Raw genomic sequence first — 15,456 nt, 5'->3', positions numbered from 1 at the left:
CCTATCCTACGTCGGTCTTTGCCCGATCGTACCGAACAAATTATGCAGCGATTTAAACAATACCTGAAACAGATTCTCGAACGCGTAAATCAAGCTAGGGATTAGCAGCAGAAGCATCGCTAGTCCGACCATAATTTTGAGCGGGATCCCAATGACAAAGACGTTAAACTGGGGAGCCGTTCGTGCCAAGAATCCAAGCGCCACATCGGTTATGAACAGTGCAACAACCAGCGGGGCCGCCAATTGAAACGATAATAAGAATGCTTGGCTAAAGGTTCTGACTAAAAATTCAGAAAGAGTTCCATGATATATTCTCTGAAACAGTTCATTGGACAAAGGCATCCAGTTATAGCTGCGAATGACGGCATCCAGCAAGTAATGATGACCATTCATCGACAGAAATAACAAAGTGGCAATAATGTATTTAAAGTTGCCCAGTACAGGCGCCGAAGCCCCGGTCATCGGATCAATCACGTTCACGATCCCGAATCCCATCTGGATGTCGATAAAAGATCCCGCCATCTGAATAACCGTAAAAAGCAATTGGGCCACATATCCCATCAGCAACCCGATCAGCAGCTCGCGAACCACCAATAATAGATAGTTGAGATCGGTTGGAATCGCCTGATTGAAGCCCTGTATAATGACAATCAATAATGCGATCATTGCCGACAAGCCAACTTTGAATATATTAGGAACACCACGTGATGAAAATATCGGAGCTACGACAAAAAAAGCTGTCATTCGACAAAAAACAAGTAAAAAAACTGAAATTCCTTGCAGTAAGATCTCCATAATCCTTTTCGCCTAACCGATATAATTAGAAAGATTGTTTAAAATACCGTAAGTGAAATCAACCATAGTCGTCAAAATCCAAGGGCCAAACAATAGCAGGGCAAGCAAAACGGCAATAATTTTAGGAACGAATGCTAGCGTCTGTTCCTGGATTTGTGTCGTCGCCTGGAATATACTCACAATCAGCCCGACCGCCAACCCAATGACAAGCATGGGCGCACTCACCTTCAGCACGGTATAAACCGCTTGTCCGGCCAGCCCGATTATAAAATCCGTATTCATTCCGTCTTCCCCCTATGTTTGATGTAATACCCGGATCTGTCCGCCGGAATCCGGAACAAAACCACCGCATTCCGGCTAAGGACTAAAGCTTGCCAGCAACGACTTCACAACGAGATACCAGCCATCAACTAGAACGAATAGCAAAATTTTGAACGGCAGCGATATCATCACTGGAGGCAGCATCATCATCCCCATCGCCATTAGCACGCTCGCCACGACGATATCGATGATCAGAAACGGGATGAATATCATAAAGCCCATTTGGAATGCCGTCTTGAGTTCGCTAATCGCATATGCTGGCACCAATACAGAAATCGGCAAATCCTCGTAACTGGCCGGCTTGGCCGTTTTGGTGTAACTCAGAAATAATTGGAGATCCTTGGGACGCGTATGCGAGTACATAAATTTCTTCATCGGTACAGCCGCTTTATCCAATGCTTCTGTTTGTGTCAGTTCACCCTTGATATAAGGCTGTAAAGCTACCTCATTAATCGTAGACAATGTCGGGCTCATGACGAATAGAGTCAGAAATAACGCCAATCCGATCAGAACCTGGTTGGGAGGCATTTGCTGCGTTCCCAAAGAGTTACGCACAAATCCAAGTACAATTACGATTCTCGTAAAGCTCGTCATGAGAACAAGTATCGCTGGTGCGATACTTAATACCGTGATGAGCAATATAATCGAGAGTGAGCTCGTGCCTGGCTGCCCATCCGAATTTCCTATTTGTATTCCGATATCCGGGATCGGATTCACTGGCGCGGCAGAAGCGGCCGACACCGTCAGCATACTGCATAACGCTAGCATTAATCCTACAATTAAGACCTTTTTCTTCATGAATTCCTCAACCGATCTGTAGATTGTTCTTCTTTGTCCTGAAGGAGCTCCTCCATTTGCTGTTTCCGAGTAGGCATCTTTCTTAGCTGTGACTGAAATACTTCATGGAACCTTGTCTCGTCTAGTTCCTCTTCCTCTGGAGAAGGTTTGCGAAAACGAGAGACTAGACTACCTATGACAGAAGCCAGTCCGGGAAATTCAGCCCCCTCTTCTGCAAATGCCTGGTGTAGTAAGACTACCTCTTCCGGATCGCTTATTTTATCGACTAAGGAAATGTCTTCGCCTACGCCGACGAGATAGACATTTCCTCCGATTTCGATAACCTGCAAGGATTTGTTTGGTCCTAGACCGACGGCCCCTAAAATGCGGATCGATCGGCTTTGGGACAAATACCGGTTTCTTTTACCAAGAAATCGAATCAATAATACGATCAAAACAATAATAATAGCCAGCACAAAGATAACCGTTAGCAAGTTACCCCATATATTAATGTCGCTGCCAATCGGCTGGTAATCCGGCTGATTCGAGTTCATCTCTATTTATCCTACAAACCTAAAGTCTTATTGATTGCTTCAATAACCCGGTCGGATTGGAATGGCTTAACGATGAAGTCCTTGGCACCGGCTTGAATCGCGTCGATGACCATCGCCTGTTGACCCATAGCCGAACACATAATAACTTTTGCATTCGGATCTAGTTGTTTGATTTCTTTGAGCGCGGCAATGCCGTCCATTTCTGGCATCGTGATGTCCATAGTAACAAGGTCCGGCTGAAGCTCCTTAAACTTCTCGACAGCCTGCGCGCCGTCTTGTGCTTCCCCTACAACCTCGAAACCGTTTTTCGTCAAAATGTCGCGGATCATCATTCTCATAAAAGCAGCATCGTCTACGATTAAAATTCGGTTTGCCATTGATTTAAAATCCTCCCTAAACTTCTACTATTGTAATTTTTGAATTCGGTCCCATTGGCTCACAATATCTGTCACACGCACGCCAAAGTTCTCGTCAATGACGACAACTTCGCCTTTGGCAATCAGCTTGTTGTTCACAAGAATATCTACCGGTTCGCCGGCAAGCTTGTCCAGCTCAATAATCGAGCCCTGGGACAATTCTAAAATATCCTTAATTTGCTTCTGGGTCCTTCCTAATTCTACGGTGACTTTAAGGGGTATGTCCATCAGTAAATTTAAATTATTCTCATCCACCTGTCCGTAGGCAGGAGCCCCGAAATTAGCGAATTGCACCGGCTGAACATTTAAGTTGCGCCCTTGCATTCCGCCATAATGCTGCGGCTCGTGATATGGCTGTCCTTGCTGCGGCTGATAATAGCCCTGATCCTGCATCGGAGGCATCATTGGAGGCTGCTGAGCAGCGGGTGCCGTTGGATGCTGTGCCGTCGGCTGTGTATAAGCAGGCGTCTCTTCAAAGGATGAAGGCATGCTTGCTGGCGATGGCGATGGTGCTGGTGCAGAAACTGGTGCCTCCGCTGGTGCTGGCGCACTCTCTCTAGAGGTCGATTCTGTAACAGCACCGTTAATCAGGCTGTCTACCATTTCTTTCGAAAACTTGACCGTAAGAAGCTGCATGATTGTCGAATCAATCAAATCTCCGATTGTAAGCCTGAATGAAATTTTAATGAGTGTCTCATCGGGAGGCAGACTTCCCACCCCGGTTCCATTCGACATGTTCAATATATCAACGCCTGGCGGCGAAATATTAACGAACCGATTAAAGATCGTCGACATCGACGTCGCCGAGGAACCCATCATTTGATTCATTGCTTCTTGAACGGCACTGATGTGAATATCGTTCAATTCTTCTTCAGCCGGATTACCGTCTCCGCCGAGCATAAGATTTGCAATGACTTGTGCGTCCTTTGTCTTAATGATCAGGGAATTGATCCCTTCGAATCCGTCGACATATTGGACATGAATCGCTACATGCGGCTTTGGAAACTCGGTTTCGAATTGTGAACGTGTTATAATAGAAACTTTTGGAGTTGTAATATCTACTTTCTTGTTAAGCAAAGTTGATAAGGCCGTAGCAGCACTGCCAAAAGTAATGTTGCCGATTTCGCCCAAAGCATCTTGCTCGAGCGGTGTCAAGTAATCATCAACCGTCGGTTCGGACGGCGAATCGCTATTTGCCTGCTTAAGCAGAGCGTCAATTTCCTCTTGGGACAAATAATCTTTACTCGTCAAGTTCCTCAACTCCTTCGCTGACAATTTCGTCAATTTGAACGGCGACTCGGTCTTTAAGCGTACCCGGACTGCCGAAATATTTTAGTTTGTCGCCGACTCTTATGGCAAGCCCGTCATGAACAGGCTTGTTTAGGGAAATCACATCTCCGACAGACAACCCTAAAAATTCTTGAATCGTAAGTTGTGACTCACCAAGTTCAGCAACGATCGGCAGTTTAGCTTTGTTTACGCGATTGCGAAGAGCATCCACCTCTTCGGGAACACGCGACTTCTTCTGGGATACGAACCAATGATGAACCGAGAGCTTCGGCATGATCGGCTCGATGACAACATGCGGAATACATAAGTTGATCATTCCCGTCGTGTCACCGATTTTAGTACTCAGCGAAATGAGGGCAATCGTCTCGTTAGGCGAAACGATTTGCATAAACTGAGGATTCGTCTCCAATCCTTCCATTCGCGGACTAATGTCAATGACGGTTTTCCAAGCCTCCTGCAGGCTTTCAAAAGCCCGGCTAAAAATTCGTTCCATAATAATCGTCTCAATTTCAGTCAAAGACCCGATTTTGGACGGGGCCATTCCAATCCCGCCGAGCAGTCTATCCAACATAGCAAATGCGACGTTTGGATGAACTTCGAGCACCATTCTTCCTTCCAATGGCTCTGCTTCGAATATATTAAGAATCGTCATTTTGGGTATAGAACGTATAAATTCATCATAAGGCAGCTGTTCGACTTGAACGACGTTGATTTGGACAAATGTACGGAGCTGCGCTGAAAAATAGGTGGTAAGAAATCTCGCAAAATTTTCGTGAATCCGGGTTAAGCTGCGGATATGATCCTTGGAAAACCTTACCGCTCGTTTAAAATCATAGGACCGGATTTTCTTCTGCGTTTCTTCCTTTTTCAGTTCCTCTGCATCCATTTCACCAGAAGACAACGCGGCGAGCAGTGCATCGATTTCGTTCTGCGATAATACATCTACCAAACATCTCACCCCCTTCAAGGATTTAATCGATCGATATTGATCTAAATAGCCTGCATAATGAATTCTGTAATATCGATTTGAATCAATTTCCCTTCAGGCAGTGATGTATTGATCAAATTCAACAATTTCGCGCTCAAGTTATCTTTACCCTTAGCACCGATCAGATCTTCCGGCTTCGTGTCGGCAAGCGTTTTGATAATAATCGGTTTGATTTTGAAATCTTTAATTTTGTCAAAGGATTCCTTGGACGATTCCCGATCCAATTGGAATGCGAAGTTCATAACGACTACATAATTCGGATCCGACAAATTCGTTTTGATTCCGTCCATGGACGATGTAACTTTCACCAGCTCATCCGCTGACAGCTGTGCTGGCTGGCCTACATTTTGTACTGCTGTGTTGACTTCATTGCCTGAGTTAGGCTTAGTCATTTGATTCACAAGCAGGAAAGCTGCCATTACGATTAAAGTGATTGCGAGTAGCATCGTAATTAGCCAAGGCGCCATTTTTTTCATGACTATTCCTCCGTTTGTTGCACTTTAATGGTTGCTGCATGGATACCGATCTCAGTGTAGTATTCATTCACCTTCGCAATAATGTCGGCGGCCTTCTCCAGCACGATCATACGTTTACCCGTAACGAGGGTTACGTATGTATCAGGTGTTTCTTCTACTGTTTCGATCATAATGGCGTTCAACCATGCTTGTGTTCCATTCAAACGTGTTACAGATATCATGTAAACCCTCCATTCGGGAACCGTATTTTAATGATGAGACGGAGGAAGGGCTACCCTCCCCCGCTATTTAACAAATTAACGCTTCAGGTTTACTACTTCTTGCAGCACTTCATCTGAAGTCGTGATGATTCGGGAGTTCGCTTGGAATCCGCGCTGCGCTACGATCATTTCTGTAAATTCACCAGTTAAATCAACGTTGGACATTTCAAGCTGTCCAGAAATGATCGCACCGGTTCCTAATTCAGCGTTGTTTCCAGTCGTTGGCTCCAGTTCATCGAGGTTAGCGTTCGGGCTTAAACGGTACAAGTTTCCGCCGATTTTCTCCAAGCCCTCAGGGTTAACCACACGAGCCACCCCAATCGCCTCACCCGCTTCAATTTCGCCATTAGCCAGCTTCATCATGATCGTACCATCCTGCGCGATCGTGAAGGCTACTACCTCCTCGTCCAGCGGCTCAAGCGGAGCGCCGTCTGCACTCCAAACGCGCAATCCATCGGAAGTCACCAGTTGACGGGCAGCATCCAAATGGAAATCCCCTGCTCTGGTCAAGAAGGGCGCTTCCTGATCTTCACCTAAGGAAACCATGAAGAAGCCGTCCCCATCAATCCGCAAGTCCAGCGGATTGTTCGTCGTCATGGCACTACCGGCCATGTGAAGCGTATCAATGGAGCCGATCGACACGCCAAGTCCGATTTGCTTCGCATTAATCCCGCCCATTCCGTCATCGGTTGGAGCGGTAACACCAGAAACCGTCTGGCTCATAATGTCTTTGAACATGACCCGGCCCGCCTTAAATCCTACCGTATTCACGTTAGCGATATTGTTGCCGATGACGTCAAGTTTAGTTTGAAACCCGCGCATTCCTGATACGCCCGAATACATCGATCTTATCATTTAGTCAATTCCTCCTTGGAACTTTGATTAAGCCACTTCAGTCGGTCGGTGACTTGTTGGCTCTCCGTTTCCGGGCCAGCCAGTTAAGAAATAATTATGGCGCTGTCGATTTGCGTGAATACATTGTCTTTCATGCTATTCCCGTCCATGGCAGTAACAACGGTCCGATTATGGACGTTCACGATCAAAGCCATATCCTTTAATAGAATCAGCGAATCTTTGGCACCTTTTGCCGCTGCATTATCAATAGCCGATTCAATCTGATGCAGCTGTTCCGGATGCAGTTGAATTCCCCGTTGTTCGAGGCGTTTAACAGCATGATTGCTGAAATGAAGCAACCGGTTCTGCAGCATCTCCTCAAACTTTGCATCCTTCGGCTTAGCCGTTCCCGTAGGTTTGGCTTGGGCCAACGAATTCGGTTGAATTCTTCCGGGATACAAGCTGCCTATGCGGATTGGTTCATTCATGGCGAGTCAGCTCCATCTAAAGAGCTGTTCTGATTTTCTGACTGAGCAGATCCCTCTGCATTCGATTCTTCTCCCACAAGATTATCGCCAGGAACTGGCGCTTCATCAATTTCCAGAATATCTGACAGCTTAATTTCCTTGTCGCCAACTTTGGCATACTGGACATTATCCCGAATAACAATTCCCTCGACGATTCCGCTGCCATTCGAGGTGACCGTAGTTTTACCCGTCTGGATATCGTATTCGCCAGTATATTCCGTTTCGATCCAGGATACCCGCTTGCCAATCAATCCCGATACCGTACCTAACGATTGGTTCATGACATCAAGCTGTTTGGAAATATTCATTAATTGCTCAACCGACGTGAACGTTGCCATCTGAGCGATGAATTCCTTGTCCTGCAGCGGCTGCATCGGATCCTGATTCTGCAGCTGAGTAATAAGTATCTTCAGGAACTGGTCTTTGCCCAGCGTCTGATTGTCTTCTTGGCTTTTGCTTGTAACATTCTGTGCTGAATAGCCCGGCCAAGAGACATTTGGGAAATTAGACACGGCTTTTCCTCCTTTCCATTAAACTCTGGCGACAAAGGAACTTCCATAATTCTCTTCCCGAGCTCTCACTTCAGAAATCCAATCATGCCATTCGTCGTTCAAATCTCCCAAAGCTAACAGATCTTCTTCGCGAACTTCGCGACGTTTGTTGTTCTGCTGCTGATGCGCATCGCTGCTTTGCTGGCGTCCATCCTGATACATATGGGAGGACAACGAAGAGTTTTGCGTTACTTCCAGCTTGTTTACTTGCAGCCCCTGCGCTTGCAGCGCCGCTCTTAACTGCGCCATCTGGCCTTCAAGAGATTCTCTCGCAAAGGCGTGTTCCGTAACAAACTGGGCAATTAACTGTCCGTTTTGCAGGGTGATTCTCACGTCGACCTGGCCAAGATGCTCTGGATATAGAGAAATTCTGGCCTGCGACATACCTTGAAGCTTAACGACTTCGAACTTGTTAACTAGAAATGCTCCCATTTCTTTGCCAAACTGTTCAACAGGCACCGCAGGTGCAGCCGGTTTAACAGGAGCTGCAAGGCCGTCTCGCATGGCGAGTTGTCCCGCTGTCACGACATTGCCTGTATGAAGCACATTTCCTAATTCTTCTGCATCAGCTACGCCTGTAGATTCAGCCGCGCCTGCGACGTGAACTAAGCTTCCTTTGCCCATGTTCTGAGTTGCATGACTCGCCAAAATCGTATGAGCTGTTTGGGAATCAGCGGACTGCTGGTTCGATCTATTCCCGCCCGTCTGGCTGGAAGCATTGCTAACGATCGTTTGAATGCTGTTTTCCAGAATGGATGCCCAATTGGCATTCGCTGTGTTTCCTCCGCTCGGCTGATCAAGTGTTAAGTTTGCTGCTTGACGCGCACCAAGGACTTGCTGCAGCACTTCCAGCAACTGCTGGGACGGCAGAGTCGAAGAGCTAGCCCCACTTAGCTGGCCGGAAGTATTCATCAACTGTATCAAGGCATCTTGAATCGCAAAGCGCATTGTCTCTGGATGCTGGGCTAGAACTGAAATCTGAGCGCCGTCAGCTCCATTGACAACTGCAGCATCGCCGTGTGCTGGCTCAGTAATCAACTGTACACCTTGCAGCCATGCCTGAAGAACAAACAATAAAGAAGGGTCCTTCTCCATGGCCTGATCCAGCTCGTCCAACTGCCCTAACAATCCGTCGATCACCGCTTGCAGATTCAGAAGCTCGGCATCAGCCGCCTGCTGCTCGTCCGAATTCGTTAATCCTAACAACCCTAAAGATTGCAGAGGAGCTCCTCCTTCAGCGGATGCAGCATTTCCAAGCAGCATGGCTACTAGAGTCTGGTCAAATGCTTGGCCAGCAGCCTGGCTTCCGCCCGCTTTGCCGTTTGCAGATACCATTACTCCAGCGGTAGGATTTCCTGCGGATAAGTTGGATATAAATTGACTCATTTTATATTCACCTCCTTTCCCCAAGAAAACGTGTGTCACTTCACCTAATAAATTATTTGCTTACAAGCTTATTCAAAATTTTAGCGGTAAGCTCTTCATCTTCTTTCGTCATCGCCGCCAGAATTTTGGATCTTGTTCCATCGTCTACGGCATTCAAAATTTTCAACGCTTTATCCGGACTGATTTTGTGTGTCTGGATAATCAGCTTGGAAGCTGCGTCTGCCGACATCCCTGCAAAGGTTTGACCTAGCTGCTTATCATCCAGCCCTGCTGTAGAAGCCGCGGCTTGAGCTGAGGACTCTGCATCCTTTTTCAGCCTGGATTGCAAAGCGGCAATCGCCATGTCATCAGCAGGCTTCGCATCCTTAAGCAGGATTGAAATATCCGCCGCCTTGGCAGGATCCATTTTTTCGAGAATGGCTACTTTGCTCTCATTATTCATTAAGCTGAGCATTTGCAGCGTTTCTTCTATAGTTAATTTCTCTAAAATAGCTGCCGCCTTGCTGGGACTCATCTGCGCGTAAAGCTGGGACAGCTTCTTGACTTCTTTCTGGTAGGCCTCATCTTTAGCGGTCTCTTCCTTCTCGATCGCTTCCGTTAAAGCGGCATCCAGTTGAGCCTGAAGCTGCTTTACTTTATCCTCCTGCGCTGTTGCCTGGCGGTTCGCTTCTTCCAGTTCCGCATCCTTTTGAGCAACTTGATCCTTCAATTCCTTAACCGTTGCTTCTGTGCTCTCGGCCTGTTTTTTTGCTTTATCCTCTTCGGTATCCCCCGCTGCTTCGACACCCTCCGGATCCGGCACAAAATTCCGGACAATCGGTATTTTGCTGCCAAATTCGATCATCGTAGCCCGGAAGTTCATATTAAACAACGTCAGCAGGACAGCCAGCAGAACAACCGTAAATAAAATCGGCGTTACGAAAAACAAAAACCTAGCAAACCCGCCGCCCGATTCCAAATCTTCTTCTAAATCAGCCTGCGCCATTCCATTCCCTCCTTCGCAAACCCATCGCTGATGCCCGTGTTACTCCTTACCGGGCTTTCATGGCAAACCGGACCGTAGCTATTTCGTCCAGTTCGTTTTGTTCCCGAAGAAGCATTTCGTGCTGATATTTGTGTTTAGCTTTTTCTTTTGCCTTGAGCCAGACTTTCTCATCCAGCATTTTACCGTTCAACACGGCCTTCTTCTTCTCAACATTTGCTTCTGCACGCCGGATGTCGCCTAGCTTGCTTTCAATGCAATTCTCCAAATAATCCATATAAAGCTGCAATTCTTGAAGTTTGATCATCGATGCTTTATTCTCCATTGCAGACTGAATGGCCGTGAAGGTTCGCACCTTATCCTCCTCCAGCAATTCGAGGGAACGCTGCTCCGCCTGCAGCTGGCCGACGGCAGCGGATAACATCCATTCTGCCTGCGTCTTCTGATTGGACTTTAAATCGACAACTTTCTGGTAGACGTAACGGAACTTCATCCTCTACTCGTCATCTCCTCGCAAATTCAGCAATTAAACGTTCCTGTACTTCAGACAATGTGGATTTCTCGTTCACCTTCTGCTTGGTAAAACTCCAAATGCTATCGATATATTCCAGGGCCTCGTCAATTTCATCGTTTGAACCCTGCTGATATGCCCCGATGTTAATCAGATCCTCAGAATCTCTGTACACGGACAGCAATCTTTTCAGATTCTCCGCTGCCTCGCTCTGCTCTTCCGGCACGATATCCTTCATGACGCGGCTGATGCTTGCCAAAATATCAATCGCAGGGAAATGGCCCTTGTTTGCGATATTCCGATTAAGCACGATATGTCCGTCCAAAATCCCCCTCACCGCATCCGCGATAGGCTCGTTCATATCATCCCCGTCGACAAGCACGGTATAGAATGCCGTAATTGAACCGGACGGCCCCGTTCCCGCGCGCTCCATAAGCTTCGGCAAAGCTGCGAATACGGACGGGGTATACCCTCTCATCGCAGGCGGCTCGCCTACGGCGAGTCCAACCTCGCGCAGCGCCATGGCGTACCGGGTTACGGAATCCATCATCAGCATGACATTCAGGCCGCGGTCGCGGAAATATTCAGCAATGGTCGTAGCGATCAGAGCGCCCTTCATCCGAATCAAGGCCGGCTGGTCGGAGGTTGCAACGATAACGACGGATCGCTCCAAGCCTTCCGGACCGAGATCGCGTTCAATAAAATCCAGAACCTCGCGACCACGTTCGCCGATAAGCGCAATCACGTTGACATCAGCCGAGGTGTTGCGGGCGATCATGCCCATCAGCGTACTTTTACCGACCCCCGAGCCGGCAAAAATACCGACGCGCTGTCCTTTGCCAATCGTAAGCAACCCGTCGATGGCTCTAACACCAATGCTGATCGGCTGGGCGACGCGAGGCCGGGTCAGCGGATTCATCGGCTTGTTATATGTGGAATAGTGACCCATTCGCGCTGGGATCAACGAGCCGTCCAGCGGTTCGCCAAGTCCATCAAGCACTTTCCCGAGCAGCTCTGAGCCGACCTGCACAGTCAAAGGCTTCCCTGTACCAACCACGTCACAGCCCGGGCCGATCGACTGCAGCTCCCCGAGAGGCATAAGCAGTACTTTATTGTCCCGGAAACCAACGACTTCGGCTCTAAGCGGCTCCGAGGATTTGCTCGGATAAATATAGCAAAGGTCGCCGATGCTCGCGTCCGGTCCCTCGGATTCAACCATCAATCCGATAACTTGCGTCACTTTGCCATTAATTCGTATCGGGTCCATATGCCTTAGATGGTCTATATATTTCGCTGCATCAAGTTTCATCATGAGCTTGTCCCCGGGTAGTCTTCATTATCAAGTGAAATCCGCAGAAGTTCCTTTTTGATTTCGACAAGCTGTGTATCGATTCTAGCGTCGACACTTCCGAAAGAGGAACGAATCACGCAGCCTCGGTCCTGAACTGTCGCATCGGGTAAAATCTGAAGTTCAGCTTGCGAATCGATGACTAGGCTGAGTTCTTCACGAGCCGCCTGAACAAAAGCAAATTGAGCCGGCGAGACGCAGAGCGTGATTACGCCCTGCTCTCTTTTTCTGGACAAGCTTCTCTTGACGAGATCCAGCACGTAGTCCGGTTCCAGGCCTAATTGCTTATCGATCACTTTCTCCGCAATCGAGCAGCTCAGTTCAACAACGAACGGTTCGGCTTCCTGAATAATCCGCTCTTTTTCCAAATAAGCCTGCTCCAGCACGGCGCTCGCCTCGCTCATCATCTGCTCGATTGTTGCCTTAAGCGACTGCTCTGCCTGCTGCTTGCCTTCTTCATATCCTTGATTGAACCCCTCCGATTTGAGGGCTTCGATCAAATGTTCATCCTGCTCTCTTTGCTCCTGCCACCATGCTTCGATCTGCAGCTTGGCTTCGGCAAGCATATTCTCCGCTTGCTCCGAGGCTTCCCGGATTTGCCGTTCGGCGAATTCTTTGGCATCGCTGAGCATTTGCCGCCTTGCCTCTTCAGCCGCTATATCTTCAGCGGAAACCGTCTGAATCGGGGCCTCAGAATTGTCATCATCTAATTGTTGATCCTGGGGGGATTCGTACGCCTTCCCCAGATTCAATTGTTTGAGAATGTCGACCGGTACATATTGGGACACCTTAATCAAATTAGACAATGATGTCATCTCCTCCGCCGCGGGCTATAATGATCTCTCCGGCTTCTTCCAATCTGCGGATCGTTGCTACAATACGAGTTTGAGCTTCTTCCACATCACGAAGCCGCACAGGCCCCATATATTCCATTTCTTCCTTGAAAGTATCCGACATGCGTTTGGACATATTGCGGAATACCGCTTCACGCACTTCCTCACTGGCCACTTTAAGCGCAAGCTGCAAATCGGAATTCTCGATGTCGCGAATAATCCGCTGAATCGAACGGTTATCAATATTGACGATATCTTCAAATACGAACATCCGCTTTTTGATCTCTTCTGCGAGCTCGGGATCCTGAATTTCAAGGGAATCCAAAATCGTTCGCTCTGTACCGCGGTCGACCCCATTCAAAATTTGAACGATCGATTCGATACCGCCAGCACTTGTATAGTCCTGCGTTACGGTCGCCGATAGCTTCTGCTCCAGCACCCGTTCTACTTGGGAAATAACCTCTGGAGAAGTGCTGTCCATCATCGCGATTCTCCGGGCTACATCCGCCTGTTTCTCCTGCGGCAGCGAAGAAAGAATCGCTGCTGCTTGCTCAAACTGCAGGTATGACAATACGAGCGCAATCGTCTGAGCATTCTCATTCTGGATAAAGTTCAATATTTGATTAGGATCCGCCTTGCGGGCAAAATCAAAAGGTCTGACTTGAAGCGTTGCCGTCAAGCGATTAATGATTTCGAAGGCTTTGGTGGAACCCAATGCTTTCTCCAGAATTTCTTTGGCATAATTAATGCCCCCTTGCGTGATATATTCTTGAGCAAGGCAAATCTGATGAAATTCTGCCATTATCATATCTTTTTCGCTGCTGTCCACTTTACGGACATTAGCGATTTCGAGCGTCAACTGCTCTATCTCATCATCACGTAAATGCTTGAATATTTGCGCTGACACCTCGGGACCGAGCGTTATCAGCAAAATTGCCGCCTTTTGTTTTCCGGTAAGACCAGAAGTCATCGTTTTTGACACTACGTTCACCTCTACTCGTCTGCCAGCCAGGTGCGCAGCAGGTTAACAAATTCATCCGGCTTCTTCTTCGCCAGCGTTTCGAGCTGTTTACGCACTTGACTTTCGTTCGTAATAGTATCCAAGTTGATCGACGGGAATTCCGGAGGTAAAGGCAGCGGCAGCTCTTCTTCCTCTTCTTCCTCTTTTTTACGGCGACGGAACACAAGCGCTCCAATCCCAGCTCCAACTAACAGAACAGCGATCGCCCCTCCCCATACCCATGGGTTAGATAAGGCAAAGCCGGCAGCTTTTTCTTCCGATCCATGAAAAGTTTGCGAGAAAACAGCAACTTTTTGCTGGAGTTCAGCGTCTGTATAAGTAGTACCTGAATCGGCAAGATAAGATCTGACGATATTCGCTAATATGTTCTCAATTGCATCCTGGGTGGCTTGATCCAAAGAATCTTGTCCAACAGGTGGTTCAACTGCTACATTAATGGTTAAATCTTTAACAACATAAGGACTCGCTACGATATCCTTGGTTATACGGTTGACCTCATAGTTAATCGTGGAAGAGGATTCTTCGGAGCTCACGCCGGTACCGCTGCTTTCAGCAGGATAACCCGGCACGTCTTCAGTTCCGGTGCCAGGAATTCCGCTATCCGGATTGCCTTGACCTTGGCCGGTATAGCTTTTCTGAATTCTTTGGGCACTGATCTCAATTCCCCGCATATTTTCGGTATCAACGGGGGTAACAAGATTATTTTTCTCAATAATTTGATCGAAATTAAGCGTTGACGCTACTAGAACCTCGATTTTATCAGGCCCTGTCAACTTGGATAGAAACTGTTTAACGCTTCGGCTTACATCACTTTCAAACTTCTTCTGTAGAGCCATATTCTCCTGCACAGCGGTCGTAAGAGAACCGTGATTGCCTCCTTGCCCTGTAGGCAAAAGTACGGTGTCATCACTGGAGGAGATGGAAATATTCTCGATCGGCAGGTTAGGTATGGATGTCTTCACAAGGTTGAAGTATCCATCCACCGCTTCCTGATTCGGACGATATCCCGGTTTGAAGCCGATGACGATCGAAGCGGATGCCTTCTGCTGTTCTTCCGGACTGGCGAATACATTTTCCTCCGGCAAGTTAATCAGGACCTTGGCATCTTGTACACCCTTCATACGTTTCAACAGCTGCTCCACTTCACCATTGAGTGCGCTTCTGTACTTCACGCTGAATTCATTGTCCGTCATACCGATCAGGGAAGAACTCTCGTTAAAAGCTTCCCAGCCGATAGAGCCGTTTTTCACGATCCCCTGCGACCCTACGTCTACTTTCACGCGAGACGCTTCCTTGCTAGGCACGGAAATGCTAGTTCCATCCGCGCTTAATTTATAAGGAATACCGCTTGATTCAAGGTGATTCATGATGCCCGCAGCATCTGTAGAATCCAAATTCGTAAAGGCTACTTCATATTCCGTTTTAGAAAACTGAATCGTCAACAATATTACTGCCAATAAAATGATCGCTATCGTCGATAATAATAGCGTTTTTTGCTTACTGCTGAAATTATTCCAATATCCGGTTAATCGATCCCGGTATTGGGCGATTCTCTCATTCACAATGTCACCTCATCCACAGCTTGC

19 protein-coding genes are annotated in these 15,456 nt (G+C 47.6%); all 19 read right to left on the bottom strand.

Annotated features, from left to right (window positions below; all coding sequences use genetic code 11):
• Positions 1 to 6: 6 nt before the first annotated feature.
• Positions 7 to 795 (bottom strand): flagellar biosynthetic protein FliR, encoded by a 789-nt coding sequence (gene fliR, locus MKX50_RS11035; RefSeq protein ID WP_213588611.1) that lies wholly within the window; start codon positions 793 to 795, stop codon positions 7 to 9.
• 12 nt (positions 796 to 807) lie between these two features.
• On the bottom strand, positions 808 to 1,077 hold the full coding sequence (gene fliQ, locus MKX50_RS11030; RefSeq protein WP_213588612.1) for a flagellar biosynthesis protein FliQ: 270 nt from the start codon (positions 1,075 to 1,077) through the stop codon (positions 808 to 810).
• Between the two features lie 75 nt (positions 1,078 to 1,152).
• Positions 1,153 to 1,914, bottom strand: a complete 762-nt coding sequence (gene fliP / locus MKX50_RS11025; RefSeq protein WP_213588613.1) for a flagellar type III secretion system pore protein FliP — start codon at positions 1,912 to 1,914, stop codon at positions 1,153 to 1,155.
• Complete coding sequence (locus MKX50_RS11020) at positions 1,911 to 2,447, bottom strand: flagellar biosynthetic protein FliO (RefSeq protein WP_213588614.1); 537 nt, start codon at positions 2,445 to 2,447, stop codon at positions 1,911 to 1,913. Before MKX50_RS11020 ends, fliP begins: the two co-directional genes overlap by 4 nt.
• A gap of 11 nt (positions 2,448 to 2,458) precedes the next feature.
• Positions 2,459 to 2,824 (bottom strand): response regulator, encoded by a 366-nt coding sequence (locus MKX50_RS11015; protein ID WP_155610978.1) that lies wholly within the window; start codon positions 2,822 to 2,824, stop codon positions 2,459 to 2,461.
• Positions 2,825 to 2,851: 27 nt separating this feature from the next.
• The gene (gene fliY, locus MKX50_RS11010; RefSeq protein ID WP_213588615.1) at positions 2,852 to 4,114 is read right to left on the bottom strand and encodes a flagellar motor switch phosphatase FliY; all 1,263 of its coding nucleotides are present in this window, start codon (positions 4,112 to 4,114) and stop codon (positions 2,852 to 2,854) included.
• Complete coding sequence (gene fliM, locus MKX50_RS11005; RefSeq protein ID WP_213588616.1) at positions 4,104 to 5,102, bottom strand: flagellar motor switch protein FliM; 999 nt, start codon at positions 5,100 to 5,102, stop codon at positions 4,104 to 4,106. Before fliM ends, fliY begins: the two co-directional genes overlap by 11 nt.
• Positions 5,103 to 5,143: 41 nt before the next feature.
• Positions 5,144 to 5,617, bottom strand: a complete 474-nt coding sequence (locus MKX50_RS11000) for a flagellar basal body-associated FliL family protein (protein ID WP_213588617.1) — start codon at positions 5,615 to 5,617, stop codon at positions 5,144 to 5,146.
• A 2-nt stretch (positions 5,618 to 5,619) separates the two neighbouring features.
• Entirely contained in the window at positions 5,620 to 5,838 is a 219-nt protein-coding gene (locus MKX50_RS10995) for a flagellar FlbD family protein (protein WP_155610974.1), read from the bottom strand.
• Between the two features lie 75 nt (positions 5,839 to 5,913).
• On the bottom strand, positions 5,914 to 6,732 hold the full coding sequence (gene flgG, locus MKX50_RS10990) for a flagellar basal body rod protein FlgG (protein ID WP_213588618.1): 819 nt from the start codon (positions 6,730 to 6,732) through the stop codon (positions 5,914 to 5,916).
• Positions 6,733 to 6,815: 83 nt separating this feature from the next.
• Positions 6,816 to 7,199: a TIGR02530 family flagellar biosynthesis protein gene (locus tag MKX50_RS10985; protein ID WP_213588619.1), complete on the bottom strand. Its 384-nt coding sequence runs from the start codon at positions 7,197 to 7,199 to the stop codon at positions 6,816 to 6,818.
• Entirely contained in the window at positions 7,196 to 7,750 is a 555-nt protein-coding gene (locus tag MKX50_RS10980) for a flagellar hook capping FlgD N-terminal domain-containing protein (protein ID WP_213588620.1), read from the bottom strand. The genes MKX50_RS10985 and MKX50_RS10980 overlap by 4 nt, the downstream gene beginning before the upstream one ends.
• Positions 7,751 to 7,768: 18 nt before the next feature.
• Positions 7,769 to 9,175 carry a flagellar hook-length control protein FliK gene (locus tag MKX50_RS10975; protein WP_339159621.1) on the bottom strand — a complete coding sequence of 469 codons (1,407 nt, stop codon included), beginning with the start codon at positions 9,173 to 9,175 and terminating at the stop codon, positions 7,769 to 7,771.
• Between the two features lie 52 nt (positions 9,176 to 9,227).
• Positions 9,228 to 10,160, bottom strand: coding sequence for a hypothetical protein (locus tag MKX50_RS10970; protein ID WP_213588622.1), 933 nt, complete (start codon positions 10,158 to 10,160; stop codon positions 9,228 to 9,230).
• 46 nt (positions 10,161 to 10,206) lie between these two features.
• Positions 10,207 to 10,650: a flagellar export protein FliJ gene (gene fliJ, locus MKX50_RS10965; protein ID WP_155610969.1), complete on the bottom strand. Its 444-nt coding sequence runs from the start codon at positions 10,648 to 10,650 to the stop codon at positions 10,207 to 10,209.
• 10 nt (positions 10,651 to 10,660) lie between these two features.
• On the bottom strand, positions 10,661 to 11,980 hold the full coding sequence (gene fliI, locus MKX50_RS10960; RefSeq protein WP_213588623.1) for a flagellar protein export ATPase FliI: 1,320 nt from the start codon (positions 11,978 to 11,980) through the stop codon (positions 10,661 to 10,663).
• Positions 11,977 to 12,822 (bottom strand): FliH/SctL family protein, encoded by an 846-nt coding sequence (locus MKX50_RS10955; RefSeq protein WP_213588624.1) that lies wholly within the window; start codon positions 12,820 to 12,822, stop codon positions 11,977 to 11,979. The genes fliI and MKX50_RS10955 overlap by 4 nt, the downstream gene beginning before the upstream one ends.
• The gene (fliG, locus tag MKX50_RS10950) at positions 12,815 to 13,819 is read right to left on the bottom strand and encodes a flagellar motor switch protein FliG (RefSeq protein WP_155611299.1); all 1,005 of its coding nucleotides are present in this window, start codon (positions 13,817 to 13,819) and stop codon (positions 12,815 to 12,817) included. The genes MKX50_RS10955 and fliG overlap by 8 nt, the downstream gene beginning before the upstream one ends.
• A gap of 23 nt (positions 13,820 to 13,842) precedes the next feature.
• Positions 13,843 to 15,432 carry a flagellar basal-body MS-ring/collar protein FliF gene (gene fliF / locus MKX50_RS10945; protein WP_213588625.1) on the bottom strand — a complete coding sequence of 530 codons (1,590 nt, stop codon included), beginning with the start codon at positions 15,430 to 15,432 and terminating at the stop codon, positions 13,843 to 13,845.
• Between the last annotated feature and the right edge of the window lie 24 nt (positions 15,433 to 15,456).

The organism is Paenibacillus sp. FSL W8-0186, from assembly GCF_037969765.1.
Taxonomy (GTDB): domain Bacteria; phylum Bacillota; class Bacilli; order Paenibacillales; family Paenibacillaceae; genus Fontibacillus; species Fontibacillus woosongensis.
This window is presented reverse-complemented; position numbering and strand designations above follow the sequence as displayed.

Excerpts from the sequence above, each read along its gene's own strand:
- fliR (WP_213588611.1), bottom strand. The coding sequence starts at position 795 with ATGGAGATCTTACTGCAAGGAATTTCAGTTTTTTTACTTGTTTTTTGT.
- fliQ (WP_213588612.1), bottom strand. The coding sequence starts at position 1,077 with ATGAATACGGATTTTATAATCGGGCTGGCCGGACAAGCGGTTTATACC.
- fliP (WP_213588613.1), bottom strand. The coding sequence starts at position 1,914 with ATGAAGAAAAAGGTCTTAATTGTAGGATTAATGCTAGCGTTATGCAGT.
- MKX50_RS11020 (WP_213588614.1), bottom strand. The coding sequence starts at position 2,447 with ATGAACTCGAATCAGCCGGATTACCAGCCGATTGGCAGCGACATTAAT.
- MKX50_RS11015 (WP_155610978.1), bottom strand. The coding sequence starts at position 2,824 with ATGGCAAACCGAATTTTAATCGTAGACGATGCTGCTTTTATGAGAATG.
- MKX50_RS11000 (WP_213588617.1), bottom strand. The coding sequence starts at position 5,617 with ATGAAAAAAATGGCGCCTTGGCTAATTACGATGCTACTCGCAATCACT.
- MKX50_RS10995 (WP_155610974.1), bottom strand. The coding sequence starts at position 5,838 with ATGATATCTGTAACACGTTTGAATGGAACACAAGCATGGTTGAACGCC.
- flgG (WP_213588618.1), bottom strand. The coding sequence starts at position 6,732 with ATGATAAGATCGATGTATTCGGGCGTATCAGGAATGCGCGGGTTTCAA.
- MKX50_RS10985 (WP_213588619.1), bottom strand. The coding sequence starts at position 7,199 with ATGAATGAACCAATCCGCATAGGCAGCTTGTATCCCGGAAGAATTCAA.
- MKX50_RS10975 (WP_339159621.1), bottom strand. The coding sequence starts at position 9,175 with ATGAGTCAATTTATATCCAACTTATCCGCAGGAAATCCTACCGCTGGA.
- MKX50_RS10970 (WP_213588622.1), bottom strand. The coding sequence starts at position 10,160 with ATGGCGCAGGCTGATTTAGAAGAAGATTTGGAATCGGGCGGCGGGTTT.
- fliJ (WP_155610969.1), bottom strand. The coding sequence starts at position 10,650 with ATGAAGTTCCGTTACGTCTACCAGAAAGTTGTCGATTTAAAGTCCAAT.
- fliI (WP_213588623.1), bottom strand. The coding sequence starts at position 11,980 with ATGATGAAACTTGATGCAGCGAAATATATAGACCATCTAAGGCATATG.
- fliG (WP_155611299.1), bottom strand. The coding sequence starts at position 13,819 with ATGACTTCTGGTCTTACCGGAAAACAAAAGGCGGCAATTTTGCTGATA.